Source organism: Flavobacterium sp. XN-5, assembly GCF_008033395.2.
Taxonomy (GTDB): domain Bacteria; phylum Bacteroidota; class Bacteroidia; order Flavobacteriales; family Flavobacteriaceae; genus Flavobacterium; species Flavobacterium hiemivividum.
This window is the reverse complement of the sequence record NZ_VOGZ02000004.1, coordinates 296,762-318,511: the sequence shown is the minus strand read 5'-3', so window position 1 is coordinate 318,511 and position 21,750 is coordinate 296,762. Positions and strand designations below refer to the sequence as shown.

Here is a 21,750-nt window from a genome sequence, read left to right as displayed (position 1 = left end):
TTTATACAAGAGATAACGACTCCTTGCCAGTAATTGTTTAAGAGTATCGCCATTAGAGAGTGTTTTAGATTTGAAATTTACTTTTGACTTCCTTACTCGTTCTATTGCGTCATTTTCTTGATCTATGGCTTCCCAACGATATTTGACCCGATAGCGCGGATTTGCAATCCGTGCCCACAAAGATTAGCAATTTCAATTTTACAAAAAAGCTACAGAGATTATTTTCTTGTAGCTTTTTTTATGTATTAACTTTATGGCTTATTGTTGCGGGCACATATTACTACGTCAGTTCACTTCACTCGTGTCTGCGTTATCTTACTAAGAAACTTTTTTTACCTATCCAAATCGGATATCTTATTCTGCTTCTAAAAGATCTCTATTATGAGTGGCACTAGTGATTGTCAAATTGGCTGCGTTTGTAAAAGCTGTCATCATCACTGTCATCATTATGACTAGAGTCATTTTCAGGGTAGTACGACTTCATTACACTTCGCTCATAATTTCTGTCAAAATTCTGCTGACTGTTAAATCGGTTCGTGTTTCTAAAAGTATGATACCCTATACTGTTCGCCATGAAAATCTTCGTGTCTTTATTTATGCTTACAGATCCAATGGGTATAATAATATGGCTGTCTCCGTCTTTATAGATGAACTCAGTTGTGAGAAGGCTATTAAAAACTTTTTTGAAGAAGGGGTTATTAACTATTTTAGTAGTTTCAATAATTTTAATGACAATTCTTAATTTAATAGTAATTGCACATTCAATCCTTTAGATAAGCTTATGGAAGCTATTGAAGAAAAAGAAAGACTTTATGAACGTTTACTAGCGGCAGAAAAGGACAAATTGGCTCTATTGGAGAAACTTCTAAATATATAGATTAAATATTACGAGATACGGAGGCTACTTTTAAGTAGCTTTTTTTTGTTGTATATGTAAAATACACAAAATTTAAGATCGCCAATTGGGTCAATAAAATCATCTCTTATTTACTTATTATCTAATATAGCTTTAAAACTGTATCTTTATAGATATTAATCTGAAAACAAAAAGCTGATGCCATATCTTCAAAAACAGAATGCTGAAAATCAGGTAATTGTGATTGGCACGTCGGCGGGGGGAATGACCGCCTTAAAAAAATTATTGTCCCAACTACAGCCAGAGTTTCCTGTTCCTATTTTGGTAGTCCAGCATATCTCAGCGGATGCGGCGGGCAATGCCCTGATCGACAGTCTGAACAAAGCGTCAACACTTACTTGTATTCATGCTACTAATGGAGCAGCTCTTTTACCCGGTCATGTCTATATTGCGCCGTCAGACCATCATATGATGATTGGTATAAATCAAAAATTATTGATCACCAAAGGGGCACACGAGAATCGATCACGCCCAGCAATCAATCCTTTATTTCGTTCTGCCGCCGTTGCATTTGGCTTCGGAGTGATTGGCATATTGCTTACTGGCTATCTTGACGATGGAACCGATGGACTGCAGGTTATTCATGAATGTGGAGGGATTTGTGTTGTACAGGAACCTGAAGATGCTGACTATCCTGATATGCCAAAAAATGCGATTAATCAGGTTCAGGTCGATCATGTTGTTCCGATAAGTGAAATGGGAGGGCTGATCTATCAGTTGATATCCAGAAAAATTAAAAAGAGTGCTCCGGTCCCAAAAAACATATTAATAGAAACAAAAATCGCCCAGCGTGTGACGAGCGATTTACAATCTGTCAATACGCTTGGGGTACAAGTACCATTTAATTGCCCGGGATGTGGTGGAGTGCTCTGGAAAGTTGAAGATGGTAAAGGAGCAAGATACCGTTGTCATACTGGCCATGCTTACACATCCTCTACGCTCCTGGCAGACCAGACAATGAAAATTGAAGAAACTATGTGGACTGCTTTAAGAATGTTTGAAGAAAGAAAGAACTTATTAATGACCATTTCGAAAGACAACAAAGGTGCTACTTCAAAGTCAGCCTTGGAGCGTGCAAAGCTGTCGCAAGTGCATATTGACCGAATCAGAAAAATATTGCTTGCTGACGATAAAGGATCATCCGGTGATGTTCCTACTTAATAAATTTTATAAATTCTTATTCAAGGCTTCGTCATGCTCTACAATCATACATTACAATAATGATAATCAAAAAGTTAATACTTTTTATTTTTTTAATATCTTTACTCAATCTTTAAATTAAAGGAATTCTATTTTGATTTTTACCCACTATTTCGAAAATAATTCTAATTGAATTAAAAGGGAAAGTCAGGAAGTTTTCTCCTCTGAAGGAATAACCCGATTGCGCGGATTAGTAATTCGTGCCCGCAAAGAGAATTAATTTCAATTTCATAAAAAAAAGCTACAGGAATTATTTCCTTGTAGCTTTTTGTGTGTATTAATTTTATGGCTTATTGTTGCGGGCACGGATTACTGCGTCAGTTCACTTCGTTCGTGTACAAATCTGCCTATCTTTCTAAGAAACTTTCTTTCACCTATCCGAACGATATCTTATTCTGCTTCTAAAAGATCTCTATTAAGAGTGACACTAGTGATTGTCAAATTCCCTGCGTTTGTAAAAGCTGTCATCATCACTGTCATCATTATGACTAGAATCATTTTCAGGGTAGTACGACTTCATCACACTTCGCTCATAATTTCTGTCAAAATTGTTCTGACTATTAAATCGGCTCGTGTTTCTAAAAGTATGATATCCTATACTGTTAGCCATGACAATCTTCGTGTCTTTATTTATGCTTACAGATCCAATGGGTATAATAATATGGCTGTCTCCGTCTTTATAGATGAACTCCTTTCCATTGTCGTTCGCTATCGCATCATGCACCTCATTACGGCCGTCCTCAATCAATGCTTTATCTACATTTACATCCAGATAGACAACGCGCTGCATATCTTTATTAACCCACAGATTATCAATTTTACCTATAGTCCGGTTATCAGCGTCCACTATTTTCCATCCTCTTATATCAGAATAATTTGAAGCAATCTTATAATCCGAAAGCTCATCCAGTTTGTATAAATTTCTATTTTTATTTTCCATAATTTCTTTTTTACTATTATATCTTCATTTTCTGTTGCGTACCAATGCGGGAAAATATAGATTGCATTTCATCAATAGGTAAAATAACACTATTATCCCGTTGTTTATCTGTTACTTTCTAACGTACACTTGTACTGTTTTCGATTTCTACGTTACTTTCACTTTGAGTTTCCGTATTACTCAAAAGGAGGAAGTATAAAAGTGCTGCGATTATCAGCCCTACAACAATCCACGGCCATACCGATTTTTTTTTCTCAATTTTAATTTCTGCCATGACTTTATTTTTTTTGATTATAAAATAGTTTTAATGCAATACTAAAGATACAAAGGAGACTAGACTAAGATTTATTTAATTTCAGAAAAAAGTTATATAATTCCCACCAGACTAATTATTAAAATGCGAATGGGGAACAGAGTATTAACACCCCCTCTGGTTTTCGTTTGCAACGAGCACCTACTTACTTGTGCAAAAGAAACAAAGCGTTTCCAACGGGGGTCTAATAAATAAATTACTCGATAGCGTAGAATTGCACACGAACGAAGTGCACTGACGAAGCATTCTTTGCCAACAAAGAGTAGTAATTTCAATTTTATAAAAAAATCACTTCCTCATAACTTGAAGCTAATTGACAACTATCTAAATAGCATTAGAAATGATGGAAGACAAGTTTTTATAGAAAATCCGCCTGATAATTTCAGTAGAATACTTCACGATTATTCCACCGATAGAAAAGGTTTTGTAATTTGGAAAGATTTGATCGAAGAGAGACTAACTTAAAAGGGACACAAAGTATAGATAAGGCATATCAAAGCCATGGATAGTGTATGGATAGTGTATGAAAAAGCGGGAAGTAATATTTTAATATAAAATCGTGACCACAGTGTGATTCGAATACCCGATAGCGCGGATTTGTAATCCGTGCCCACAAAGATTAGTAATTTCAATTTTATAAAAAAATCACTTCCTCATAACTTAAAGCTAATTGACAACTATCTAAATAGCATTAGAAATGATGGAAGACAAGTTTTTATAGAAAATCCGCCTGATAATTTCAGTAGAATACTTCACGATTATTCAGCTGACAGAAAAGGTTTTGTAATTTGGAAAAATTTGATCGAAGAGAGACTAACTTAAAAGGGACACAGAGTATAGATAAGGCATATCAAAGCCATGGATAGTGTATGGATAGTGTATGAAAAAGCGGGAAGTAATATTTTAATATAAAATCGTGACCACAGTGTGATTCGAAGTACTAGGCAACCTACTTTAAGTTATCAAAAAATGTCAAAATAGGTATCAAGTGTTCGATTGTAAACCCTGACAGCCCACAAAACTTCTCAAGAAATTGAGAAGTTTTTGTCTTATTTCTGTGAAATATTGCATCTAAACTGCAATTGGCGCAGCTAGACAACTATCAGGAATGTCAAAAGCTTTTACCAGAGAAACAGCATCCGGCCTAATTTCCCAGCATAGCTGATTGACTATTTTACGTATGGCTTTTGTTTTTACAGCTTCCATGTAGCCATCTTCTAGATACCATCCTTTATTTTTTTCAATCTGCGAAAGTGCATACAATTGATATAATCGTATAATGACTTCCTTACAATTTTCGTCTTCTATGGTTGGAATAGCCTTTTGAAACTGCTCTAATACAATTCGTTCGAGATAGGCTTGTGCTACATCAATCATTTGATGCTGTGCAACATTATATGCATCATAAGGATCTAGTCCGCTATCAATAAGTTTTTTTAATCGTTTTGCTGCAGATGCCAAAGTTGTTTTTTCTCGGTAATGGAAAGCTTGCAAATGAAACTCCTCATCAATTAAATGAGACTCATCCGTTTTTCTCGTTATAAGTGGATTCTTTTCAGAAAAAGCGGTTTTTGCATTCTCAAAAACATAATTTATTATTCCCATAGCATCCATTTTTCCAAAAGATTTTCGAAATTCTGACAGGCGGTTTTTAGCAACTAACTGCATTAATACAGTATTGTCACCTTCAAAAGTGGTGTAGATTTCAGTATCATTTTTCAAAGCATCAATACGATTTTCCGACAAATAACCTTTTCCACCGCAAGCCTCGCGACATTCTTGCAAAATATTAGTTGTGCTCCAAGTAGAATAGGCCTTCATTCCCGCAGCGAGCGCTTCAATTTCGGGCATTTCAGATTCGCTTTTATTAATGAATCGTTTCGTGACATATTGTAATGCAAAATGGGTTGCGTATGTTTTAGCCAGCAAGGGAAGGAGTCTTCGTTGATGAATACGGTAATTTAATATTGGAACTTCGGTTCCTCCTTCGGGGCCAAATTGCCTGCGTTGATTGCTATATTTTATAGCTATTGTTAATCCAGATTTGGCTGCAGCCAAAGCAGATCTCGGAATCCCGATTCTTCCACCAACTAAAGTTCCTAGCATGGTGAAAAATCGTCTATTATCACTTGGAATCGGACTTTCGAATTCTCCTTTGTCATTTACCGAAGCAAACCGATCGAGCATGTTTTCTTTTGGGATCACCACATTGTCAAAACTTATTGTTCCATTATCAACACCGTTAAGTCCCATTTTAAGTCCGCAATCTCCAATAGTTATGCCTTTTAGAATAAAATTGTTTGCATCGCGAAGCGGAACAACAAATGCATTAACACCATAATCAGTTTTGCCAATAATTAATTTAGCAAAAACCGTAGCCATTTGTCCGTGAACAGCAGCGTTACCAATATATTCTTTTTGTGCCTTTTCATGCGGTGTATGGATCGTAAAAGTTTGGTCTTCGTGATTATAGGTCGCCGTGGTTTCCAATCCTTTCACATTCGAACCGTGATTGGTTTCTGTCATTGCAAAGCAACCCGGAAGTTGGAGTGTTCCAATATCTCTTAAATACTTGCTATAATGCTTTTCTGTGCCAAGAGATTGTATGCTCATTCCCCAAAGCCCAAATTGTACTCCAAATTTGATTACTAAACTTAAATCGTGGTAGCTCAATGCCTCCATTATGGCAAAATAATCTTCAATGTTTTCGCCACCGCCATATTCTTTTGGATACGCCATGTTTCCGAGGTTCTCTTGTGCTAGAATTTTACACCAATCATAGACTTTCTCACGATACACAGCAGTGTCAGTCGATGTTTCAAAAGCAAACTCAGGTCTGCTGATAATAGATTTTACCTTTTTAATAATTCTCGCCTGATTTCCATCCAGAATTTCAGTCAGTTTTTCGACTTCAAAGCTGTCATTCGTTTGATAATTTGCGGTGAAGGTATTGGCAATTGTTTTGAAATCGGCTAAAGCCTCTTCGCCAGAAATTCCTAAGTCATTTTCGACTTGGACGAAAGCTGATCTGTTATCTTTGATCATTTCATCGTTTTCAGAAAGTAAAATTGAAATGTCAAAAATAGATTTTACCAAAGAGTTTTTCTGAATAATAGTTTCAATTTCAGATTTCCAATTAGCCACTACTTCTCTAGAAGGCGGTGATGAAATAGCAATTTTTGAAAGTATAGTTTCTTTTTCCTCTTTGTAAAGCCAGTTCTGGGAAATGATAAACTTTTGTAAAGTCAAAAATTCCTTTTTGCTCAACAGGTCGTCAGACCACACTAGATAGAAAAGAGGTATAAAGGCTTTAAGTTTTGAATTTTCCATATTAAATTTGAATTGTGTTTTAAAATTTGTTAAGATAACTAAATTTTACCATTGAAAAAGAGAGCCAAAAAGAAAATAGATAATGTTAGTAAGGATTAACACATGGAGCGAAATTGAATATGTCGAATGTACTCTTTTTAACTTCCTATTAGTATTTGTTTGTGTCATAAACGTTAATACAATCCTTACTTTTGCAGTCACAAAAAAAAGTAGTTTATGAGTACAAATAATCTCTCCCAAACAAAAATATCAGTTCTAGATTTAGCAATAGTTAGAGATGGAGGTACCGCAGCTGATACCTTTAAAAATAGTCTCGAACTTGCTCAGCAGGTGGAGAAATGGGGGTATAAACGCTTCTGGTTAGCTGAACATCACAACATGCCAGGAATTGCTAGTAGTGCAACTTCGATTTTAATAGGGCATATTGCTTCTGGAACATCGAAGTTGAGAGTGGGATCAGGAGGTATTATGTTGCCTAATCATGCACCGCTTGTCATTGCGGAACAATTTGGCACACTTGCTACACTTTTTCCTAATCGAATAGATTTAGGTTTAGGTCGAGCGCCTGGGACAGATCAGTTCACTGCTGCTGCTTTGAATAGAGATCAACATGCGGCTCAGGAATTCCCTGCTAATGTGGAAGAATTACAGATGTATTTCTCAGAAGGGAATAAAAAAGGACGTGTTCGAGCTATTCCTGGAGAAGGATTGGATATACCTATTTGGATTTTAGGTTCAAGTACAGATAGTGCTTATTTAGCAGCTGCAAAAGGATTGCCTTATGCTTTTGCGAGTCATTTTGCTCCTGCACAATTATTAACTGCTTTATCAATATACCGCAATAATTTTCAGCCATCAGAATACTTGAAGGAACCTTATGTGATGGCTTGTGTTAATGTAATTGCCGCCAATACTGATCAAGAAGCTGAGAGATTAGCGACTTCATTCAAGAGGTTGTTCCTCGGAATTATTACTGGAAACAGGCAGCAGCTTAAACAAGCAGTTGATCCTGGCGAAGGTTTTATGGATCCAATGGAAGAGGCAGCGTTGCAACAAATGATTGCTTATACTTTCATAGGCGGACCAGAAAAAGTAAAAAGAGAATTAGATTACTTTCTTGAAAAAACAAAAGTTGATGAATTGATGGTCGCTTCTGCTATTTATGATCACGAAGCGAGACTTCATTCTTATGAAATATTGGGACAGATCAAAAGCTAGTTGTATTTAATTAAGTGTAAGTGCTCCGAGGATTTCCTCAGACATAAATGGCCCTCCAGGATATTTAGCGGTATAATCTAAGTTTAGCCATACTTGACCTCGCTCATCAATATGGTAATGAAGTTGTTTTTTGTAGCTGTCTTTTTCGAATAATACATTTTTAATCAGGAAATTTATTGATTCCAAATCATTTACGGAACCTATCAAAATTTCAGGATAAATATGACCTTTGGTATGAATAAGTCGGGGAGTACCTCCAATAGCACGAACAGCGGCGGCCATAAGAATAGAATGGTCGTCACAATCTCCCGAAAAATAATCTAATGATTCACTCGCCGTGGCGATATAGTCACGGTCTGATGGATCACTTACATAGTTCCAACGCTTGTTTATTTCTTTAAATACTGCAAAACATTGTATTAATGTTCTATAATCAGCGTATCCTTTTATATCCTTAAAGTGTTTTGAAGTGGCCATAATCGCAAAGTTCCTCACTTTTGGGTTTTGATATTCTATTGCCGCAAGAATTTTAGATTTATTGGGAAATGGTAACAGTTTAGCAATGATAATATCTTGCGGAAATGGATTGTCAGACATGGTGTATAACATAGAATCATAATCTTCATAGATGCTATTAAATCCATAATTTCCAGAGGCTGACCCATAAAATAAAACTAGAACATATAAGAAGATGCATATAATGATAATGGTTCTTAAGAGCCTTAGTATTAATTGTATTACGATGATTATTAATAGAAAAAGCAGGATTCGATCCAGATTAAAAACCCAGTTAAACTCTATCAAATTTTGATGGACGATGATGAAAAGAGGAATCGCAATTAAAATATTTAGAATAAAAATAATAACGTCATCCCAGGGTTTTTTAACCCGAAGTTTTTGAATACTATTATTAAAAGAAAATTTTTTAATGTTTATCATAGAGCCCACAAAAATCTAAATCTAGATTTGTTTTACAATTTCATCAAAAGTACCTATTTTATTAATGAGTTTCAGTTGAAATAGTTGATTTTGAACATTGTTTAACATTTCTATAGTCAATGGCTTTGCTGACCATTCCGTTAAAGATAACCATTCTTGAATATCTGCATTTTTTTGGTTAAAAGTAGCAGCTAGGGATTGATCTATATTCGGAATATCCTTAAAAGTATTTGTAGTTTTATTGATGATGCTCAATATATTTTTAATGATCTCTGGATTCTTTTCTAATATCTCGTCACGTACGGCAATCACAAAACAAGGCCATGGCGTGGGACAATCATCAATTCGTCTGAATATTCCTTGATCTACCAAAGGTTTGGTCATAAAGCGCTCCCACATAAAATAATCTGCAGTTCCCGCGGTCAAAGCTTCGACTGCTCCGTCGATCGTATTTACAATTTCGAACTGAAGATTGTCTGTTTTCCAACCTTGATTATTTGCATTTACGTACGCCATTAACTGAGAGCCGGAACCCAAACGGGAAATCGCTGCTTTAGTATTTTCAATATCAGCAAGGGTTTTGTAACTGGAATTTGCTGCTACGTGAATTCCCCATATTAAAGGAGATTCTACATAAACTTGCACTATTTTACTGGAATTTCCAGCAACAATGTCTTTAACAATTCCTTCCGTTAGAATTACCGCAATATCAGTGGTTCCATCACGGAGCATCTGACACATTTTTCCAGTTCCTTCAGGAACACTAGTCCATTGTAAGTTTATATTTTGGGCTTCAAAATCGCCGTTATCTATGGATAGTTGCCAAGGCAAATTGAAATGTTCCGGTACACCGGCAATTTTCACTGTATTCATTATAAGTTAGGATTTTTTAATTCGTACCAATTCCAAGAAATGCCGTTTTCTAAATATTGTTCGGTCATTTTTAGTCCAATTTTTTCTAGTATTTTGTTTGAGCCAACATTATTAGTATGTGCTGCGGCTTCCATTACTTTGATTTTCATTGTATTAAAACCGTAATCTAGCCAAGCAAAACTGGCTTCACTAGCGTATCCTTTGCCCCAGAATTTTTCGCTGAATCGATACCCAATATCATAGAAATGAATTTTGTTATTTACCATTTCGGTGTTGTATTTTAATCCGGCCCAACCAATTAGTTCATTGGTTTCTTTCAAAACAACTACAAATCGGCCAATATTGTTTTGAATGTACTGTTCTCTTACGGATTTGATATACGACTGCACTTCGCTAATATCTGTCAATGGTTTCTTCCAAAGATATTGATGTACCTTTGGATTACTGTCCATTTCAAATAACGATTCGGCATCTGAAAGGAGCATTTCTCTTAGTAATAATCGGTCGGTTTCTAAAATTAAATTCATGATGTTTGTAAAAATGATAAATATGTACTGATTTAGCCCTGATCGAAACGGCATCCTTTTATGCTGTCATTGCGAGGAACGAAGCCATTTTTAGAAGGCATAAAAGATACAGTGGAGAGCAGGAAATAGCTCCAAAGTAAAATATATTTCCTAGTGTTGATTCGCTAATTTATTTAATGTATACGCAATCAATTCATCAACAGCTTTGTAGGGATCTGCGCTAAAAGTTCCCGAAGCACGATTAGCGATAATGGCGTTTAGTGATAAGGCATTATGACCTAAAAGTGCCGAAAGACCATATATTGCTGCTGTTTCCATTTCAAGATTTGTGATTCTATTATCTTCAAATTCAAAATTATCCATTTTAGAATTTAAAGCCGCATCTTGAATATTTAAACGCAGCACACGACCTTGTGGTCCATAAAAACCTCCGGCTGTAGCAGTGATTCCTTTGTGCATTTTATCACTTTCGATGATTTTTTCTAGTTTTTCTGAGCAGGCAATTACATAGGGTTTTCCTTTGCGTATATCCCAGTTTGTATGTTTTACAAAGGCATCTTCCATTGTTAAGTTTGAAACTTCGTCGATCAGATAAGAGCGAAGCATGTTGTCAAGTCCCAAACCAAATTTAGACAACACAAAGCTATCGACGGGAATATCAGCGTGTAAAGAACCTGAAGTTCCAATACGAATGATATTTAGCGAAGTCAGTTTTTCTTTTGGTTTACGCGTTTCTAAATCAATATTAACCAAGGCATCCAATTCATTGATTACAATATCAATATTGTCAGGGCCTATTCCCGTTGATATTACTGTTATTCTTTTTCCTTTGAATATGCCTGTTTGGGTTTTAAATTCCCTTTTTTGCGCCGAAAATTCGATACTGTCAAAGAATTGGGTAATTTTTTCCACCCGATTTTGATCCCCTACAAAGATGATGTCGTGAGCAATATGTTCTGGTCTTAGATTCAAGTGGTACACACTTCCATCTGGATTTAGTATTAATTCTGATGATTGTATCATTGAGTATTTTTTTTTTAAAATTTAAGGTTTAAAAGTTTAAAGTTTTTCCGTTCGATTAATATTCATTGCTTATTCTGAACACTACTTACTGAATATTGACAACTACTTTTATCCGCCGACGCGTTTTACTTTGAAGCCCTTCACTTTAAGTATTTCCATAATCTTATCACGATAATCACCTTGAAGGATAATCGAATCGTCTTTAAAAGTGCCACCAACGCTTAACTTGGTTTTAATTTCTTTAGCAAGAATCTTAAAATCGGCATCAGAGCCTTCATACCCTTCAATTATTGTTGTAGCTTTTCCTTTTCTTTTTTCGAATTTGCAAATCATAGGTTCTTTTTGAACGTATAATTCATGAGGAACTTCCTCTTTAGCTTCTTCTGGAGCTGGTTCGTGATCTGGAAAAAGGTTTTTTAATTGGTCTTGTAAGTCCATGTTGTATTTGATTTATTAAATGCTGATTGGCGAGAGTCGTTAAAATTGCATTTTATGTCTCATTAATCGTTTATCATTAATCGTTATTTTCTAAATGATAAAAAAGTAAAAAGACATTAAGCATACACCTAATGTCTTTTTACAGATAGGATAAATTTAAAGATTATTTTTTAATCAATCCTAAATCTACTAAACGTTCGTATAAATAATCACCAGCAGTAATATCTTCAAACTGTTTTGGGTTTTCTGCATCAATACAGTTTTCTAAACAATTTAATGGCATATCACTCACAGGGTGCATAAAAAACGGCACTGAATATCTTGAAGTTCCCCACAATTCTCTTGGCGGATTTACCACTTGGTGAATTGTAGATTTCAATTTATTGTTAGTGTGACGTGATAACATGTCTCCTACGTTTATTACTAATTCATCTGGTTCAGCAATGGCGTCAATCCATTCTCCGTTGTGGTTTTGAACCTGTAATCCTTTTCCTTGAGCTCCCATTAAAAGGGTAATCAAGTTAATATCTCCGTGAGCAGCAGCGCGAAGTGCATTTGCTGGCTCTGAGGTAATAGGTGGATAATGAATAGGTCTTAAAATAGAATTTCCGTCTTTGGCATAATTGTCAAAGTAAAATTCGTCTAAACCTAAACGCAATGCTAAAGCTCTCAATACATAAACCCCTGTCTTTTCTAGCATTTGGTAGGCTTCTTTTCCTACTGCATTGAAACGAGGTAGTTCTTTAACTTCTACATTTTCAGGATATTCAGAAGCATATTTTGAATTTTCACTCACGTACTGACCAAAATGCCAAAATTCTTTTAAATCGCCTTCTTTTCTTCCTTTGGCATGTTCTGTTCCAAAAGAAACATAGCCTCTTTGCCCTCCAATACCTGGAATTTCGTAGCTGCGTTTTGTTTCTACGGGTAATGCGAAAAAATTTCTTATTTCACCGTACAACTCTTCTACCAATTGATCATCTAAAAAGTGACCTTTTAGTGCCACGAAGCCAATGTCTTCAAATGCACTTCCGATTTCATTTACAAATTTTTGTTTACGTTTCGGGTCGTCCGAAAGGAAATCACGCAAGTCAACACTAGGAATGTTTTGCATAGTATACTTATTTTTTAATAACTTAGAAGGCGTTATAGGCCTGCAGTTACAAATATATTAAATAATTTTAGACTAGAATTTTTAAAGAGATAAACAAGTTGAAAAAATATAACAAATTTAATCAAAACTGTTATATTTTTTTATCTTTGGATGATCTATTAAAACCAACCAAATGAACTTTGACAGAAAAAGTCTTACTGACGAAACCTTATTAGATCTCTATAAAAGAATACTTAAGCCCCGGCTTATCGAAGAAAAAATGCTAATCCTGATTCGGCAAGGAAAGGTATCCAAGTGGTTTTCAGGAATTGGCCAAGAAGCCATTTCGGTAGGAGTGACCGCAGTTTTGGATAGAGATGAATACATTTTGCCGATGCATCGAAATTTGGGTGTGTTTACCGGACGCGATATTCCCTTGTACCGCTTGTTCTCGCAGTGGCAAGGAAAAGCCAATGGTTTTACCAAAGGAAGGGACAGAAGTTTTCATTTTGGTACCCAACAATATAAAATAATTGGGATGATTTCGCATCTTGGACCACAATTAGGTGTTGCTGACGGAATCGCATTGGCAAATAAACTAAAGAAAAACGGAAAAGTTACAGCAGTTTTTACAGGCGAAGGCGCTACCTCTGAAGGTGATTTTCATGAGGCTTTGAATATCGCTTCGGTTTGGGAATTACCTGTTATGTTTGTCATAGAGAATAACGGCTATGGTCTTTCGACTCCTACAAACGAGCAATATCGTTGCGAAAACCTAGCTGATAAAGGAAAAGGATACGGAATGGAAAGTCATATTATTGACGGTAATAACATTCTCGAAGTATATAATTTATTGTCTGAGTTGAAAACTTCGATGATTGAAAAACCGCGTCCGGTTCTACTGGAGTTCAAAACCTTCAGAATGCGTGGACATGAAGAGGCTAGTGGTACTAAATATGTTCCGCAAGAATTAATGGATCGATGGGCAGCGAAAGATCCTGTTGAAAATTACCGCAGATTTTTAAAAGAAAACAGTATACTAACGGATGACTTTGATGCCATGCTGATAAGCGAAATCAAAGTAGAAATTGAAGAAAACCTAGCTATTGCCAACGCAGAACCAGAAATCGAAGCAACATTAGAAGGGGAATTATGTGATATATACAAACCATTTGATGCTGAGTTAATCAGTCCTTCTGAACAAACGGAAAAAATAAGATTTATTGATGCGATTTCTAATAGTTTAAGGGAATCTATGGAACGTCATGATAATTTGGTTATTATGGGTCAAGATGTTGCTGAGTACGGTGGTGCTTTTAAAATTACCGATGGATTTGTGGCACAATTTGGGAAACAAAGAGTGATTAATACACCTATTTGCGAGAGTGCCGTGGTTTCTGCGGGAATGGGATTGTCTATCAATGGATATAAGGCAATTGTCGAAATGCAATTTGCTGATTTTGTCTCAACAGGTTTTAACCCGATTGTGAATTTATTGGCCAAGTCACATTATCGATGGTTAGAAAATGCGGATGTTGTGGTTCGAATGCCTTGCGGTGGAGGAACACAAGCCGGGCCTTTTCATTCACAGACTAATGAAGCTTGGTTTACTAAAACTCCGGGTTTAAAAGTGGTTTATCCGGCCTTTCCTTATGATGCAAAAGGATTATTGAACGCTGCTATCAACGACCCAAATCCTGTGCTGTTTTTTGAGCACAAACAATTGTACCGCAGTGTCTATCAAGAGGTACCAGAAGATTATTACACTTTACCATTAGGAAAAGCAGCTTTGTTGAAAGAAGGAAGCGAGGTTACTATAATTGCTTTTGGAGCAGCGGTGCATTGGGCATTAGAAACTTTGGATAAAAACCCAGCAATTTCAGCAGATGTTCTCGATTTAAGAACACTTCAGCCTTTGGATACCGAAGCTATTTTTGCTTCTGTAAAGAAAACTGGAAAAGTAATTATTTATCAGGAAGACTCCATGTTTGGTGGAGTTGCCAGCGATATCTCAGCGATGATTATGGAGGAATGTTTTAAGTATTTGGACGCTCCCGTAAAAAGGGTAGCGAGTTTAGACACACCCATTCCGTTTACAAAAGCACTCGAAGATCAATATTTGCCGAAAGGCCGCTTCGAAAAAGAATTACGGGAGCTTTTAGAGTTTTAGTTATCGATTTTAAAATGCTGTTCATTGAATAGCATTTTTTTTTTATCTTTAAAATCTTAAAAAATACCAATGAAAAAATCTATCGTCTCCATTTTGTTCCTTGTTTTACTTTTTTCTTGTCAGAAAAAAGAGGAAGCAGCCGCTCCGCAAGATTTGAATAAGAAGTTCGAAAATTACAAAGAAAACTTTGTCACTTCTCTATGGGAATTGTATCCAGATTGGGCTGCTAATCAAGGTTATCATAAGCTGGATAGTGTTTTGGTGGTTTCGGATTCAATTTACAAAAAGCGACAGTTAGATTTTGCTCACGCGCACCTGGATTCTCTTCAAAATTATCCTTTGAAAAATCTTTCGGATAATAATATCATAGATTTTTACATGATACAAAATCAATTAAAAAGCTCCATATTTTATATAAATAAACTAAAATCATACGAATGGAATCCCGCCGAGTATAATGTTAGCGGTGCTTTCGCTGAAATCTTAAATGGAAAGTATGATGATTTAGATGTTCGTTTGCATAATTTCAATATTAAAATGGATGCAATTCCTGCTTATTATGAAGCAGCAAAAGCAAACATTAAAAATCCTACTTTAGAGCATACTGCACTTGCGATTTCTCAGAATTTAGGCGGGATATCGGTTTTTGAAAAAAATTTGATTGCTGCTTTGGCAAAAAGTAAATTATCTAATACTGAGAAAAAGGAAATTAGAGGAAAAGCAAAAACAGCGGTGAATGCGATTGTGGTTTATACAAATTGGTTGAAAGATTTAGACAATAAAACACCACGTTCTTTTCGATTAGGCAGTAAATTATATGCTGAAAAGTTTGATTTGGATATTCAGTCCAGCTATAGTGCTGATACTATTTTTAAAAAGGCAGTGGATCATAAAAAAGATTTGCACGGAAAAATGTTTGTCTTGGCCGAAACTTTGTGGCCAAAATATATGAAATCAACGTCTAAGCCAGAGGATAAATTACAACTTATCAAAATGGTAATCGATAAGATTTCGCTTCAGCATACGACGCCAGCTAAATTTCAATCGGAGATAGAGAAACAAATTCCGGAGCTCGAGGCCTATGTGAAAGAGAAAGATTTACTTTATATCGATCCTTCAAAACCATTGGTTGTCCGTAAAGAACCAGCTTACATGGCGGGAGTTGCCGGAGCATCTATTTCGGCGCCTGGACCTTATGATAAAAATGCTAATACGTATTATAATGTAGGAAGCATGTCAGGTTGGAGTGCAGAGAAATCAGAAAGCTACTTAAGAGAATACAATGATTATATTTTACAAATTCTAAATATTCATGAGGCAATTCCAGGACATTATACGCAACTAGTTTATAGCAATCAATCACCAAGCTTAATTAAAGCGATTTTTGGGAATGGAGCGATGGTAGAAGGCTGGGCGGTTTATACCGAAAGAATGATGTTAGAAAGCGGATACAAAAACTCAGACGAAATGTGGTTGATGTATTACAAATGGAATTTGAGAACAACTTGTAATGCAATTTTAGATTATAGCGTGCACACAAAGAACATGACTAAGGAAGAAGCTATGAATTTATTGGTCATTGAAGCTTTTCAACAAGAAGCAGAAGCAGAGGGGAAATGGAATCGCGTGAATTTATCACAGGTTCAGCTTTGTTCTTATTTTACGGGTTATACTGAAATATATGATTTTAGAGAAATGCTTAAAAAAGAGCAAGGAGCTACTTTTAAGTTAAAACAATTCCACGAGAAATTCCTGAGCTACGGTAGTGCTCCTGTAAAATACATTAAAGAACTAATGCTGAAAGAGATAAAAAAGTAAATCGATGCAGCATTTAGTTGTTTTTTAATATTCTAAAACATCCCTAATATCCAATAGATGATTATAAACAGGATAATGGTTCCAATACATCCACCACCCATTTTTTTTGCTCCGTAACCAGCTATTATTGTTTTGAAAAATCCGTTCATGGCTTAAATTTTTTTAATTAGTTTTTCTTTTTATTATCTTTTATCAAAATTAATCTATTAAAACGGTGCAATTACTTTTACAGCAAAATCTTGAAACTAAAACTTTTAATTTTGAAAACCTAACACACTGTATCGATGTTAGTTTTTGGGAAAATTGTTGTAAATACTACATTCTCAGAAACGTTTCCTTTGTTGGGACGAATAAATAATTTCCTTTTACGATAATTTGGGAACTAGGCTTTGATCATGTAGTTTTGTAAAAAAAATAGAACCTTTTATTTTACTCCAAGAATGAAGCCTTTAAATGAAAAATTAATACTGAAAGACGCCACAATAAATAAAGTGCAATTTGATAGAGAATGGTTTTATAAACTGGATGATATGGCATTTTATCTAAAAGAAGATTTATCTGAAGTGGAGTTTATCTTTTTACCATTTACGATAGATGGCGAGCAAGAATTCGTAAAATGCAGTTCTTTTGAAGATATAATAAGGGCACGAAAAGAATTTAAATAGTCCTAAAAAACGAGTCCGCTTAAAATCAATTTAGGCGGACTTTTTTTTATTGTAAATATTTGCTATTCTTCTTAATTTTTAGCGGTTACTTAGTTTTGCTTTTTCTCTAATGATATCAGCAATTTTTCTATTTTCTATTTTACTTTCTAACCAAGAAATAATATCTAAATAGTTAAAGGCTCTTTTTTCATAGGTGTTTTTCTCTAATTCAATAAAGTGCGCTCTCATTTTTACAAATTCCTTCTTAATGTCACTTGGATAAAGCGAATTTAAGTTTTTCATGAAACGAATGATTTCTTTCTGGACTTCATGCATGTCATTCATTTTCAATAAGAATTTGTAGGTGCTTTTTAGTTGGGACTCTAAATTAAAATCATTCCCTATTTCATAATGTACAATTAAGTACAAGAGTCGGGCAAAACACATTAAATCCTCACGCATAATGAGGTTTTTGTTGTTTATAATTTTCTCTAAATAGTGAATTGATTCGGCATACTTTTCAGTTCCAAAATAGATACAGGCAATTTTATAGTAAAACATCATTTCGTGATGTTCGTCAAGATGCTCACTATGCAGTTTAATCTTCTCTAACACTTCTGGAATTAAGTATTCGCTTTCTTCGAATGTACCATCCATTATGTGGTAGTTTAATTTATTATTATATAGGTAAAGGAAAGACAATGACGCTATATTATCGTTAACTGGAAAACGTGGGTCTTGGATTGTCTCTTCGAGTTTGATAAGATACTTTTTAAATTTGGATTTGTATTTCAGCATAAATAAGGACTCCAGTAAATAGTGATTTCCTTTTATGAAAAATACAGGATTCAAATAAATCATGTTTGGATTGTCATAAAACAGCGTTACCCATTTGTAGGCATATTTGTAACTCCCTAAAAAGTCCTGAACTAAAAAACTATGCCATAGGTTAGCGTTGTAAAACCAATATTTCTCGCGAAAACCGAATTTATTTTCATCAAACTTAGCTATATGCTTATGGAAATAAGTGTCGATATACTGCTGGTCTTCATCACTCTTTACATAACCTGTTTTTAGCATGATGCCGTAAAGCTGCAGAGACAAATTAGATAGCTTACTTGAAATGGTGTTTCGATAATTTAATTCTTTGGCCTGAATTACTAATTCATCTGCACGTCCTTGAATACTTCGGGTGATGTATTGTGATTCAATTAATTTTTCGAATTCAACAATTTCAAAAGCGATATATTTTTCGTCGTTTTCTAATGCGATAATCTTTGTCTTGTCTAAAATTTTTAAACTCTGTTTATACAAGCCTTTATTGTATAAAATTGTCGCAAAATCAATTTGTTCTCGTAGTTGATAACGAACGTTTTGACTTGGAATATTCAATCGAATGCTTACTAGGATTTGTTTGTATAAATACGATTTTAGATTTGATAGCTGTACTTTTTTGATGATTCCACTCTTTAAAATAAGTTTCTCATCATAGGCTTCAGATTTGTCTAAGATATTAAATAATTCGATAAATTTTGTATTCGAACTTGCTTCAAGTCGGCTTGCAAAAATCTTAAATTGTCGTTTTTCTGACTTAGATAATGATTTAATTAATACGAATAAAAAATCTTTTTGATGGTTAGCCATTGTATAATATTGGAGCTTATTTGTATGTTTTTCAGTAGTTTACAAAGTTTTTACTGGCTTTATAAACAGTATATTTCATTAAATGGAGTTTTATTTCGCTCCAATGAAATCTAACTTTGTTATCGAGATGTGAAATTACATTAAATAAATGAAAATGAATAGAGAGAAAGTCCAAATATTTGATACTACTTTAAGAGATGGAGAACAGGTTCCTGGATGCAAATTAGATACCAAACAAAAACTCGTTATAGCAAATCGATTGGATGAAATGGGTGTTGATATAATTGAAGCCGGATTTCCTGTTTCAAGCCCTGGTGATTTTTTGTCTGTTTCTGAAATTAGTAAGATTGTAAAAAACGCTACTGTTTGTGGTTTAACGAGAGCTGTAAAAAACGATATTGACGTTGCTGCAGCTGCTTTAAAATATGCCAAAAGACCTCGCATTCATACAGGAATCGGTACTTCTGAGTCACATATTGTTCATAAATTAAATACAACACGAGAAGATATTATTGCCAGAGCAAAATTTGCAGTTTCTCATGCAAAATCTTATGTCGAAGATGTAGAGTTTTATGCTGAAGATGCTGGAAGAACTGATAATGATTTTTTAGCGCGAGTCTGTGAAGAAGCAATTAAGTCAGGAGCAACCGTTTTAAATATACCAGATACGACTGGATATTGTTTGCCAGAAGAATACGGAGCAAAAATTAAATATTTACGTGAAAACGTAAAGGGGATAGAAAATGTTATTCTTTCATGCCATTGTCATAATGATTTAGGAATGGCGACAGCTAATTCTGTTTCTGGTGCGATAAACGGAGCCAGACAAATTGAATGTACAATTAACGGAATAGGAGAAAGAGCAGGAAATACCGCACTTGAAGAGGTGGTTATGATTTTTAAACAACATCCTTACTTGAATTTATATACAGATATTGACACCAAACAATTGAATGAAATGAGTCGTTTGGTTTCTGAAAGTATGGGAATGATAGTGCAGCCTAATAAAGCAATTGTTGGAGCGAATGCCTTTGCTCACAGTTCAGGAATTCACCAGGACGGAGTTATTAAAAATAGAGCTACCTATGAGATAATGGATCCATTAGAAGTTGGTGTTAATGAGTCTTCAATTGTTCTTACTGCGAGAAGTGGTAGAGCTGCATTAGCTTACAGAGCTAAGAAAGTGGGTTACGAACTTACAAAAGTGCAATTGGATATTGTGTACATTGAATTTTTGAGATTTGCTGATGTAAAAAAAGAAGTGCTTGATGATGATATACATCAAATCATTGAAGTTTGTAAAATAGAAAGTGATTTAATAAGAAATTAATAACCGTACGCCATGAATTTAAAAATAGCAGTATTATCAGGAGACGGTATCGGTCCTGAGGTGATCTTACAAGCAAAAAAAGTATTACATGCTATTGGTGCTGTGTACGAGCATGAAATTGTTTTTGAAGATGCATTCATTGGAGCTATTGCTATAGATAAAACGGGAAGTGCACTTCCAGAGCAAACACTAAACCTTTGTCTTAATACAGATGCGGTTTTGTTTGGTGCTATCGGCGATCCTAAATACGATAATAATCCAGATGCAAAAGTGCGTCCTGAGCAGGGTTTATTAAAATTGAGAAAAGAATTAGGTCTTTTTGCTAACATTAGACCCATAAAACCATACACAGCTTTATTAGATTCTTCTCCTTTGAAAAAAGAAATTATTGAAGGAACTGACATTGTGATTTTTAGAGAATTGACTGGTGGTTCTTATTTTGGAGAGAAAAAATTAAATGATTCAGGAACTATAGCTTCTGATTTATGTGAGTATTCAGAAGTAGAAATTTCGAGAATTGCTCACTTAGCTTTTAAGTCGGCTCAAAACAGAAGAAAAAAATTGACTTTGATTGATAAATCTAATGTTCTTGAAACTTCCCGTTTATGGAGAAGAGTCGTGAAAACGGTTAGTGAAAATTATCCTGATGTAGTTTTAGACTTCTTGTATGTAGATAATGCCGCGATGCAAATTATTCTTAATCCAAGACAGTTTGATGTTATTTTGACAGAGAACTTATTTGGAGATATTTTATCAGATGAAGCTAGTGTAATAACTGGTTCTATTGGATTATTAGCCTCAGCATCATTAGGAACTACTAATGCTTTATTTGAACCAATACACGGATATAATCCGCAAGCTAAAGGGAAAAACACTGCAAACCCAATCGCTTCCATATTATCTGCAGCGATGTTGCTAGAGCATTTTGGTCTTCATGAAGAAGCTAAAAAAATATATGAAGGTGTCGAAATTGCTATAGGTTATGGCGTTTTAACAACTGATTTGAATGCGGATTCTAAATTTGGAACAAATGAAATCGGAGAGTTTATTTCTAATTTTATTTTCAATAAAGACGATTTACTGTATTTCAACAACGATAATGTACAAATAGGTCAGTCCACAATTGTTTAACGGTATAAATGTTAAATAGTTGCAATTAATAACAGAAAAACTGATAAAATATTGAATTTAAATTTTTTTAGAACTAAAGGTTTTTATACTTTTGCAGTATCAAAAAAAGAAAATGAAAAATTCAATTATTATAGTATCTGTCATTAATGTCATTGTTGATTCAACAACTGCATAGGGAAGGTATTAATATAATTGAAAGATAA

General features: G+C 34.8%; 18 protein-coding genes. 7 read left to right on the top strand and 11 right to left on the bottom strand.

Annotation, left to right across the window (positions count from 1 at the left end; translation table 11 throughout):
* Positions 1-391: 391 nt before the first annotated feature.
* Complete coding sequence (locus tag FQU23_RS09875; RefSeq protein ID WP_245181098.1) at positions 392-574, bottom strand: hypothetical protein; 183 nt, start codon at positions 572-574, stop codon at positions 392-394.
* 480 nt (positions 575-1,054) lie between these two features.
* Between FQU23_RS09875 and FQU23_RS09870 the strand changes: the two genes are divergently transcribed.
* The gene (locus FQU23_RS09870; RefSeq protein WP_147673660.1) at positions 1,055-2,077 is read left to right on the top strand and encodes a chemotaxis protein CheB; all 1,023 of its coding nucleotides are present in this window, start codon (positions 1,055-1,057) and stop codon (positions 2,075-2,077) included.
* A gap of 466 nt (positions 2,078-2,543) precedes the next feature.
* On the opposite strand, the gene FQU23_RS09865 is transcribed toward FQU23_RS09870, so the two are convergent.
* The 3 genes from FQU23_RS09865 to FQU23_RS09855 form a co-directional block, all read right to left on the bottom strand.
* Complete coding sequence (locus tag FQU23_RS09865; protein WP_147673659.1) at positions 2,544-3,056, bottom strand: PRC-barrel domain-containing protein; 513 nt, start codon at positions 3,054-3,056, stop codon at positions 2,544-2,546.
* Between the two features lie 118 nt (positions 3,057-3,174).
* Entirely contained in the window at positions 3,175-3,330 is a 156-nt protein-coding gene (locus tag FQU23_RS09860) for a hypothetical protein (RefSeq protein WP_165425753.1), read from the bottom strand.
* A 1,110-nt stretch (positions 3,331-4,440) separates the two neighbouring features.
* Positions 4,441-6,699, bottom strand: a complete 2,259-nt coding sequence (locus FQU23_RS09855) for an acyl-CoA dehydrogenase (protein WP_147673658.1) — start codon at positions 6,697-6,699, stop codon at positions 4,441-4,443.
* 216 nt (positions 6,700-6,915) lie between these two features.
* On the opposite strand from FQU23_RS09855, the gene FQU23_RS09850 reads away from it, so the two are divergent.
* Positions 6,916-7,917: an LLM class flavin-dependent oxidoreductase gene (locus FQU23_RS09850; protein ID WP_147673657.1), complete on the top strand. Its 1,002-nt coding sequence runs from the start codon at positions 6,916-6,918 to the stop codon at positions 7,915-7,917.
* Between the two features lie 6 nt (positions 7,918-7,923).
* Here the strand turns inward: FQU23_RS09850 and FQU23_RS09845 are convergent, their stop codons facing one another.
* The 6 genes from FQU23_RS09845 to FQU23_RS09820 all read right to left on the bottom strand — a co-directional run bounded on the left by FQU23_RS09845 (position 7,924) and on the right by FQU23_RS09820 (position 12,831).
* The gene (locus FQU23_RS09845; protein WP_147673656.1) at positions 7,924-8,856 is read right to left on the bottom strand and encodes a transglutaminase; all 933 of its coding nucleotides are present in this window, start codon (positions 8,854-8,856) and stop codon (positions 7,924-7,926) included.
* A 21-nt stretch (positions 8,857-8,877) separates the two neighbouring features.
* A complete protein-coding gene (locus tag FQU23_RS09840; RefSeq protein WP_147673655.1) occupies positions 8,878-9,729 on the bottom strand; it encodes a substrate-binding domain-containing protein in 852 nt (283 codons plus the stop codon).
* Positions 9,729-10,256 (bottom strand): GNAT family N-acetyltransferase, encoded by a 528-nt coding sequence (locus tag FQU23_RS09835; RefSeq protein WP_147673654.1) that lies wholly within the window; start codon positions 10,254-10,256, stop codon positions 9,729-9,731. Before FQU23_RS09835 ends, FQU23_RS09840 begins: the two co-directional genes overlap by 1 nt.
* Positions 10,257-10,406: 150 nt before the next feature.
* On the bottom strand, positions 10,407-11,279 hold the full coding sequence (locus FQU23_RS09830; RefSeq protein ID WP_147673653.1) for a nucleoside phosphorylase: 873 nt from the start codon (positions 11,277-11,279) through the stop codon (positions 10,407-10,409).
* A gap of 108 nt (positions 11,280-11,387) precedes the next feature.
* Complete coding sequence (locus tag FQU23_RS09825) at positions 11,388-11,717, bottom strand: translation initiation factor (protein WP_147673652.1); 330 nt, start codon at positions 11,715-11,717, stop codon at positions 11,388-11,390.
* Positions 11,718-11,880: 163 nt separating this feature from the next.
* Positions 11,881-12,831 (bottom strand): isopenicillin N synthase family dioxygenase, encoded by a 951-nt coding sequence (locus tag FQU23_RS09820; protein ID WP_147673651.1) that lies wholly within the window; start codon positions 12,829-12,831, stop codon positions 11,881-11,883.
* Positions 12,832-13,003: 172 nt separating this feature from the next.
* Between FQU23_RS09820 and FQU23_RS09815 the strand changes: the two genes are divergently transcribed.
* From FQU23_RS09815 to FQU23_RS09805, 3 genes are all read left to right on the top strand, one after another.
* Positions 13,004-14,980, top strand: coding sequence for a thiamine pyrophosphate-dependent enzyme (locus tag FQU23_RS09815; protein WP_147673650.1), 1,977 nt, complete (start codon positions 13,004-13,006; stop codon positions 14,978-14,980).
* 69 nt (positions 14,981-15,049) lie between these two features.
* Positions 15,050-16,798, top strand: a complete 1,749-nt coding sequence (locus FQU23_RS09810; protein ID WP_147673649.1) for a DUF885 domain-containing protein — start codon at positions 15,050-15,052, stop codon at positions 16,796-16,798.
* Positions 16,799-17,238: 440 nt separating this feature from the next.
* A complete protein-coding gene (locus FQU23_RS09805) occupies positions 17,239-17,463 on the top strand; it encodes a hypothetical protein (protein WP_147673648.1) in 225 nt (74 codons plus the stop codon).
* A gap of 78 nt (positions 17,464-17,541) precedes the next feature.
* Here the strand turns inward: FQU23_RS09805 and FQU23_RS09800 are convergent, their stop codons facing one another.
* Positions 17,542-19,086, bottom strand: coding sequence for a hypothetical protein (locus FQU23_RS09800; RefSeq protein ID WP_147673647.1), 1,545 nt, complete (start codon positions 19,084-19,086; stop codon positions 17,542-17,544).
* Positions 19,087-19,240: 154 nt separating this feature from the next.
* Between FQU23_RS09800 and FQU23_RS09795 the strand changes: the two genes are divergently transcribed.
* Positions 19,241-20,416 (top strand): 2-isopropylmalate synthase, encoded by a 1,176-nt coding sequence (locus FQU23_RS09795; RefSeq protein WP_147673646.1) that lies wholly within the window; start codon positions 19,241-19,243, stop codon positions 20,414-20,416.
* Between the two features lie 12 nt (positions 20,417-20,428).
* Complete coding sequence (gene leuB, locus FQU23_RS09790; protein WP_147673645.1) at positions 20,429-21,547, top strand: 3-isopropylmalate dehydrogenase; 1,119 nt, start codon at positions 20,429-20,431, stop codon at positions 21,545-21,547.
* Positions 21,548-21,750: the final 203 nt, after the last annotated feature.

Excerpts from the sequence above, each read along its gene's own strand:
- leuB (WP_147673645.1), top strand. The coding sequence starts at position 20,429 with ATGAATTTAAAAATAGCAGTATTATCAGGAGACGGTATCGGTCCTGAG.
- FQU23_RS09810 (WP_147673649.1), top strand. The coding sequence starts at position 15,050 with ATGAAAAAATCTATCGTCTCCATTTTGTTCCTTGTTTTACTTTTTTCT.
- FQU23_RS09855 (WP_147673658.1), bottom strand. The coding sequence starts at position 6,699 with ATGGAAAATTCAAAACTTAAAGCCTTTATACCTCTTTTCTATCTAGTG.
- FQU23_RS09805 (WP_147673648.1), top strand. The coding sequence starts at position 17,239 with ATGAAGCCTTTAAATGAAAAATTAATACTGAAAGACGCCACAATAAAT.
- FQU23_RS09870 (WP_147673660.1), top strand. The coding sequence starts at position 1,055 with ATGCCATATCTTCAAAAACAGAATGCTGAAAATCAGGTAATTGTGATT.
- FQU23_RS09865 (WP_147673659.1), bottom strand. The coding sequence starts at position 3,056 with ATGGAAAATAAAAATAGAAATTTATACAAACTGGATGAGCTTTCGGAT.
- FQU23_RS09830 (WP_147673653.1), bottom strand. The coding sequence starts at position 11,279 with ATGATACAATCATCAGAATTAATACTAAATCCAGATGGAAGTGTGTAC.
- FQU23_RS09820 (WP_147673651.1), bottom strand. The coding sequence starts at position 12,831 with ATGCAAAACATTCCTAGTGTTGACTTGCGTGATTTCCTTTCGGACGAC.
- FQU23_RS09850 (WP_147673657.1), top strand. The coding sequence starts at position 6,916 with ATGAGTACAAATAATCTCTCCCAAACAAAAATATCAGTTCTAGATTTA.
- FQU23_RS09800 (WP_147673647.1), bottom strand. The coding sequence starts at position 19,086 with ATGGCTAACCATCAAAAAGATTTTTTATTCGTATTAATTAAATCATTA.
- FQU23_RS09875 (WP_245181098.1), bottom strand. The coding sequence starts at position 574 with ATGGCGAACAGTATAGGGTATCATACTTTTAGAAACACGAACCGATTT.
- FQU23_RS09845 (WP_147673656.1), bottom strand. The coding sequence starts at position 8,856 with ATGATAAACATTAAAAAATTTTCTTTTAATAATAGTATTCAAAAACTT.
- FQU23_RS09860 (WP_165425753.1), bottom strand. The coding sequence starts at position 3,330 with ATGGCAGAAATTAAAATTGAGAAAAAAAAATCGGTATGGCCGTGGATT.
- FQU23_RS09840 (WP_147673655.1), bottom strand. The coding sequence starts at position 9,729 with ATGAATACAGTGAAAATTGCCGGTGTACCGGAACATTTCAATTTGCCT.
- FQU23_RS09815 (WP_147673650.1), top strand. The coding sequence starts at position 13,004 with ATGAACTTTGACAGAAAAAGTCTTACTGACGAAACCTTATTAGATCTC.
- FQU23_RS09795 (WP_147673646.1), top strand. The coding sequence starts at position 19,241 with ATGAATAGAGAGAAAGTCCAAATATTTGATACTACTTTAAGAGATGGA.
- FQU23_RS09825 (WP_147673652.1), bottom strand. The coding sequence starts at position 11,717 with ATGGACTTACAAGACCAATTAAAAAACCTTTTTCCAGATCACGAACCA.
- FQU23_RS09835 (WP_147673654.1), bottom strand. The coding sequence starts at position 10,256 with ATGAATTTAATTTTAGAAACCGACCGATTATTACTAAGAGAAATGCTC.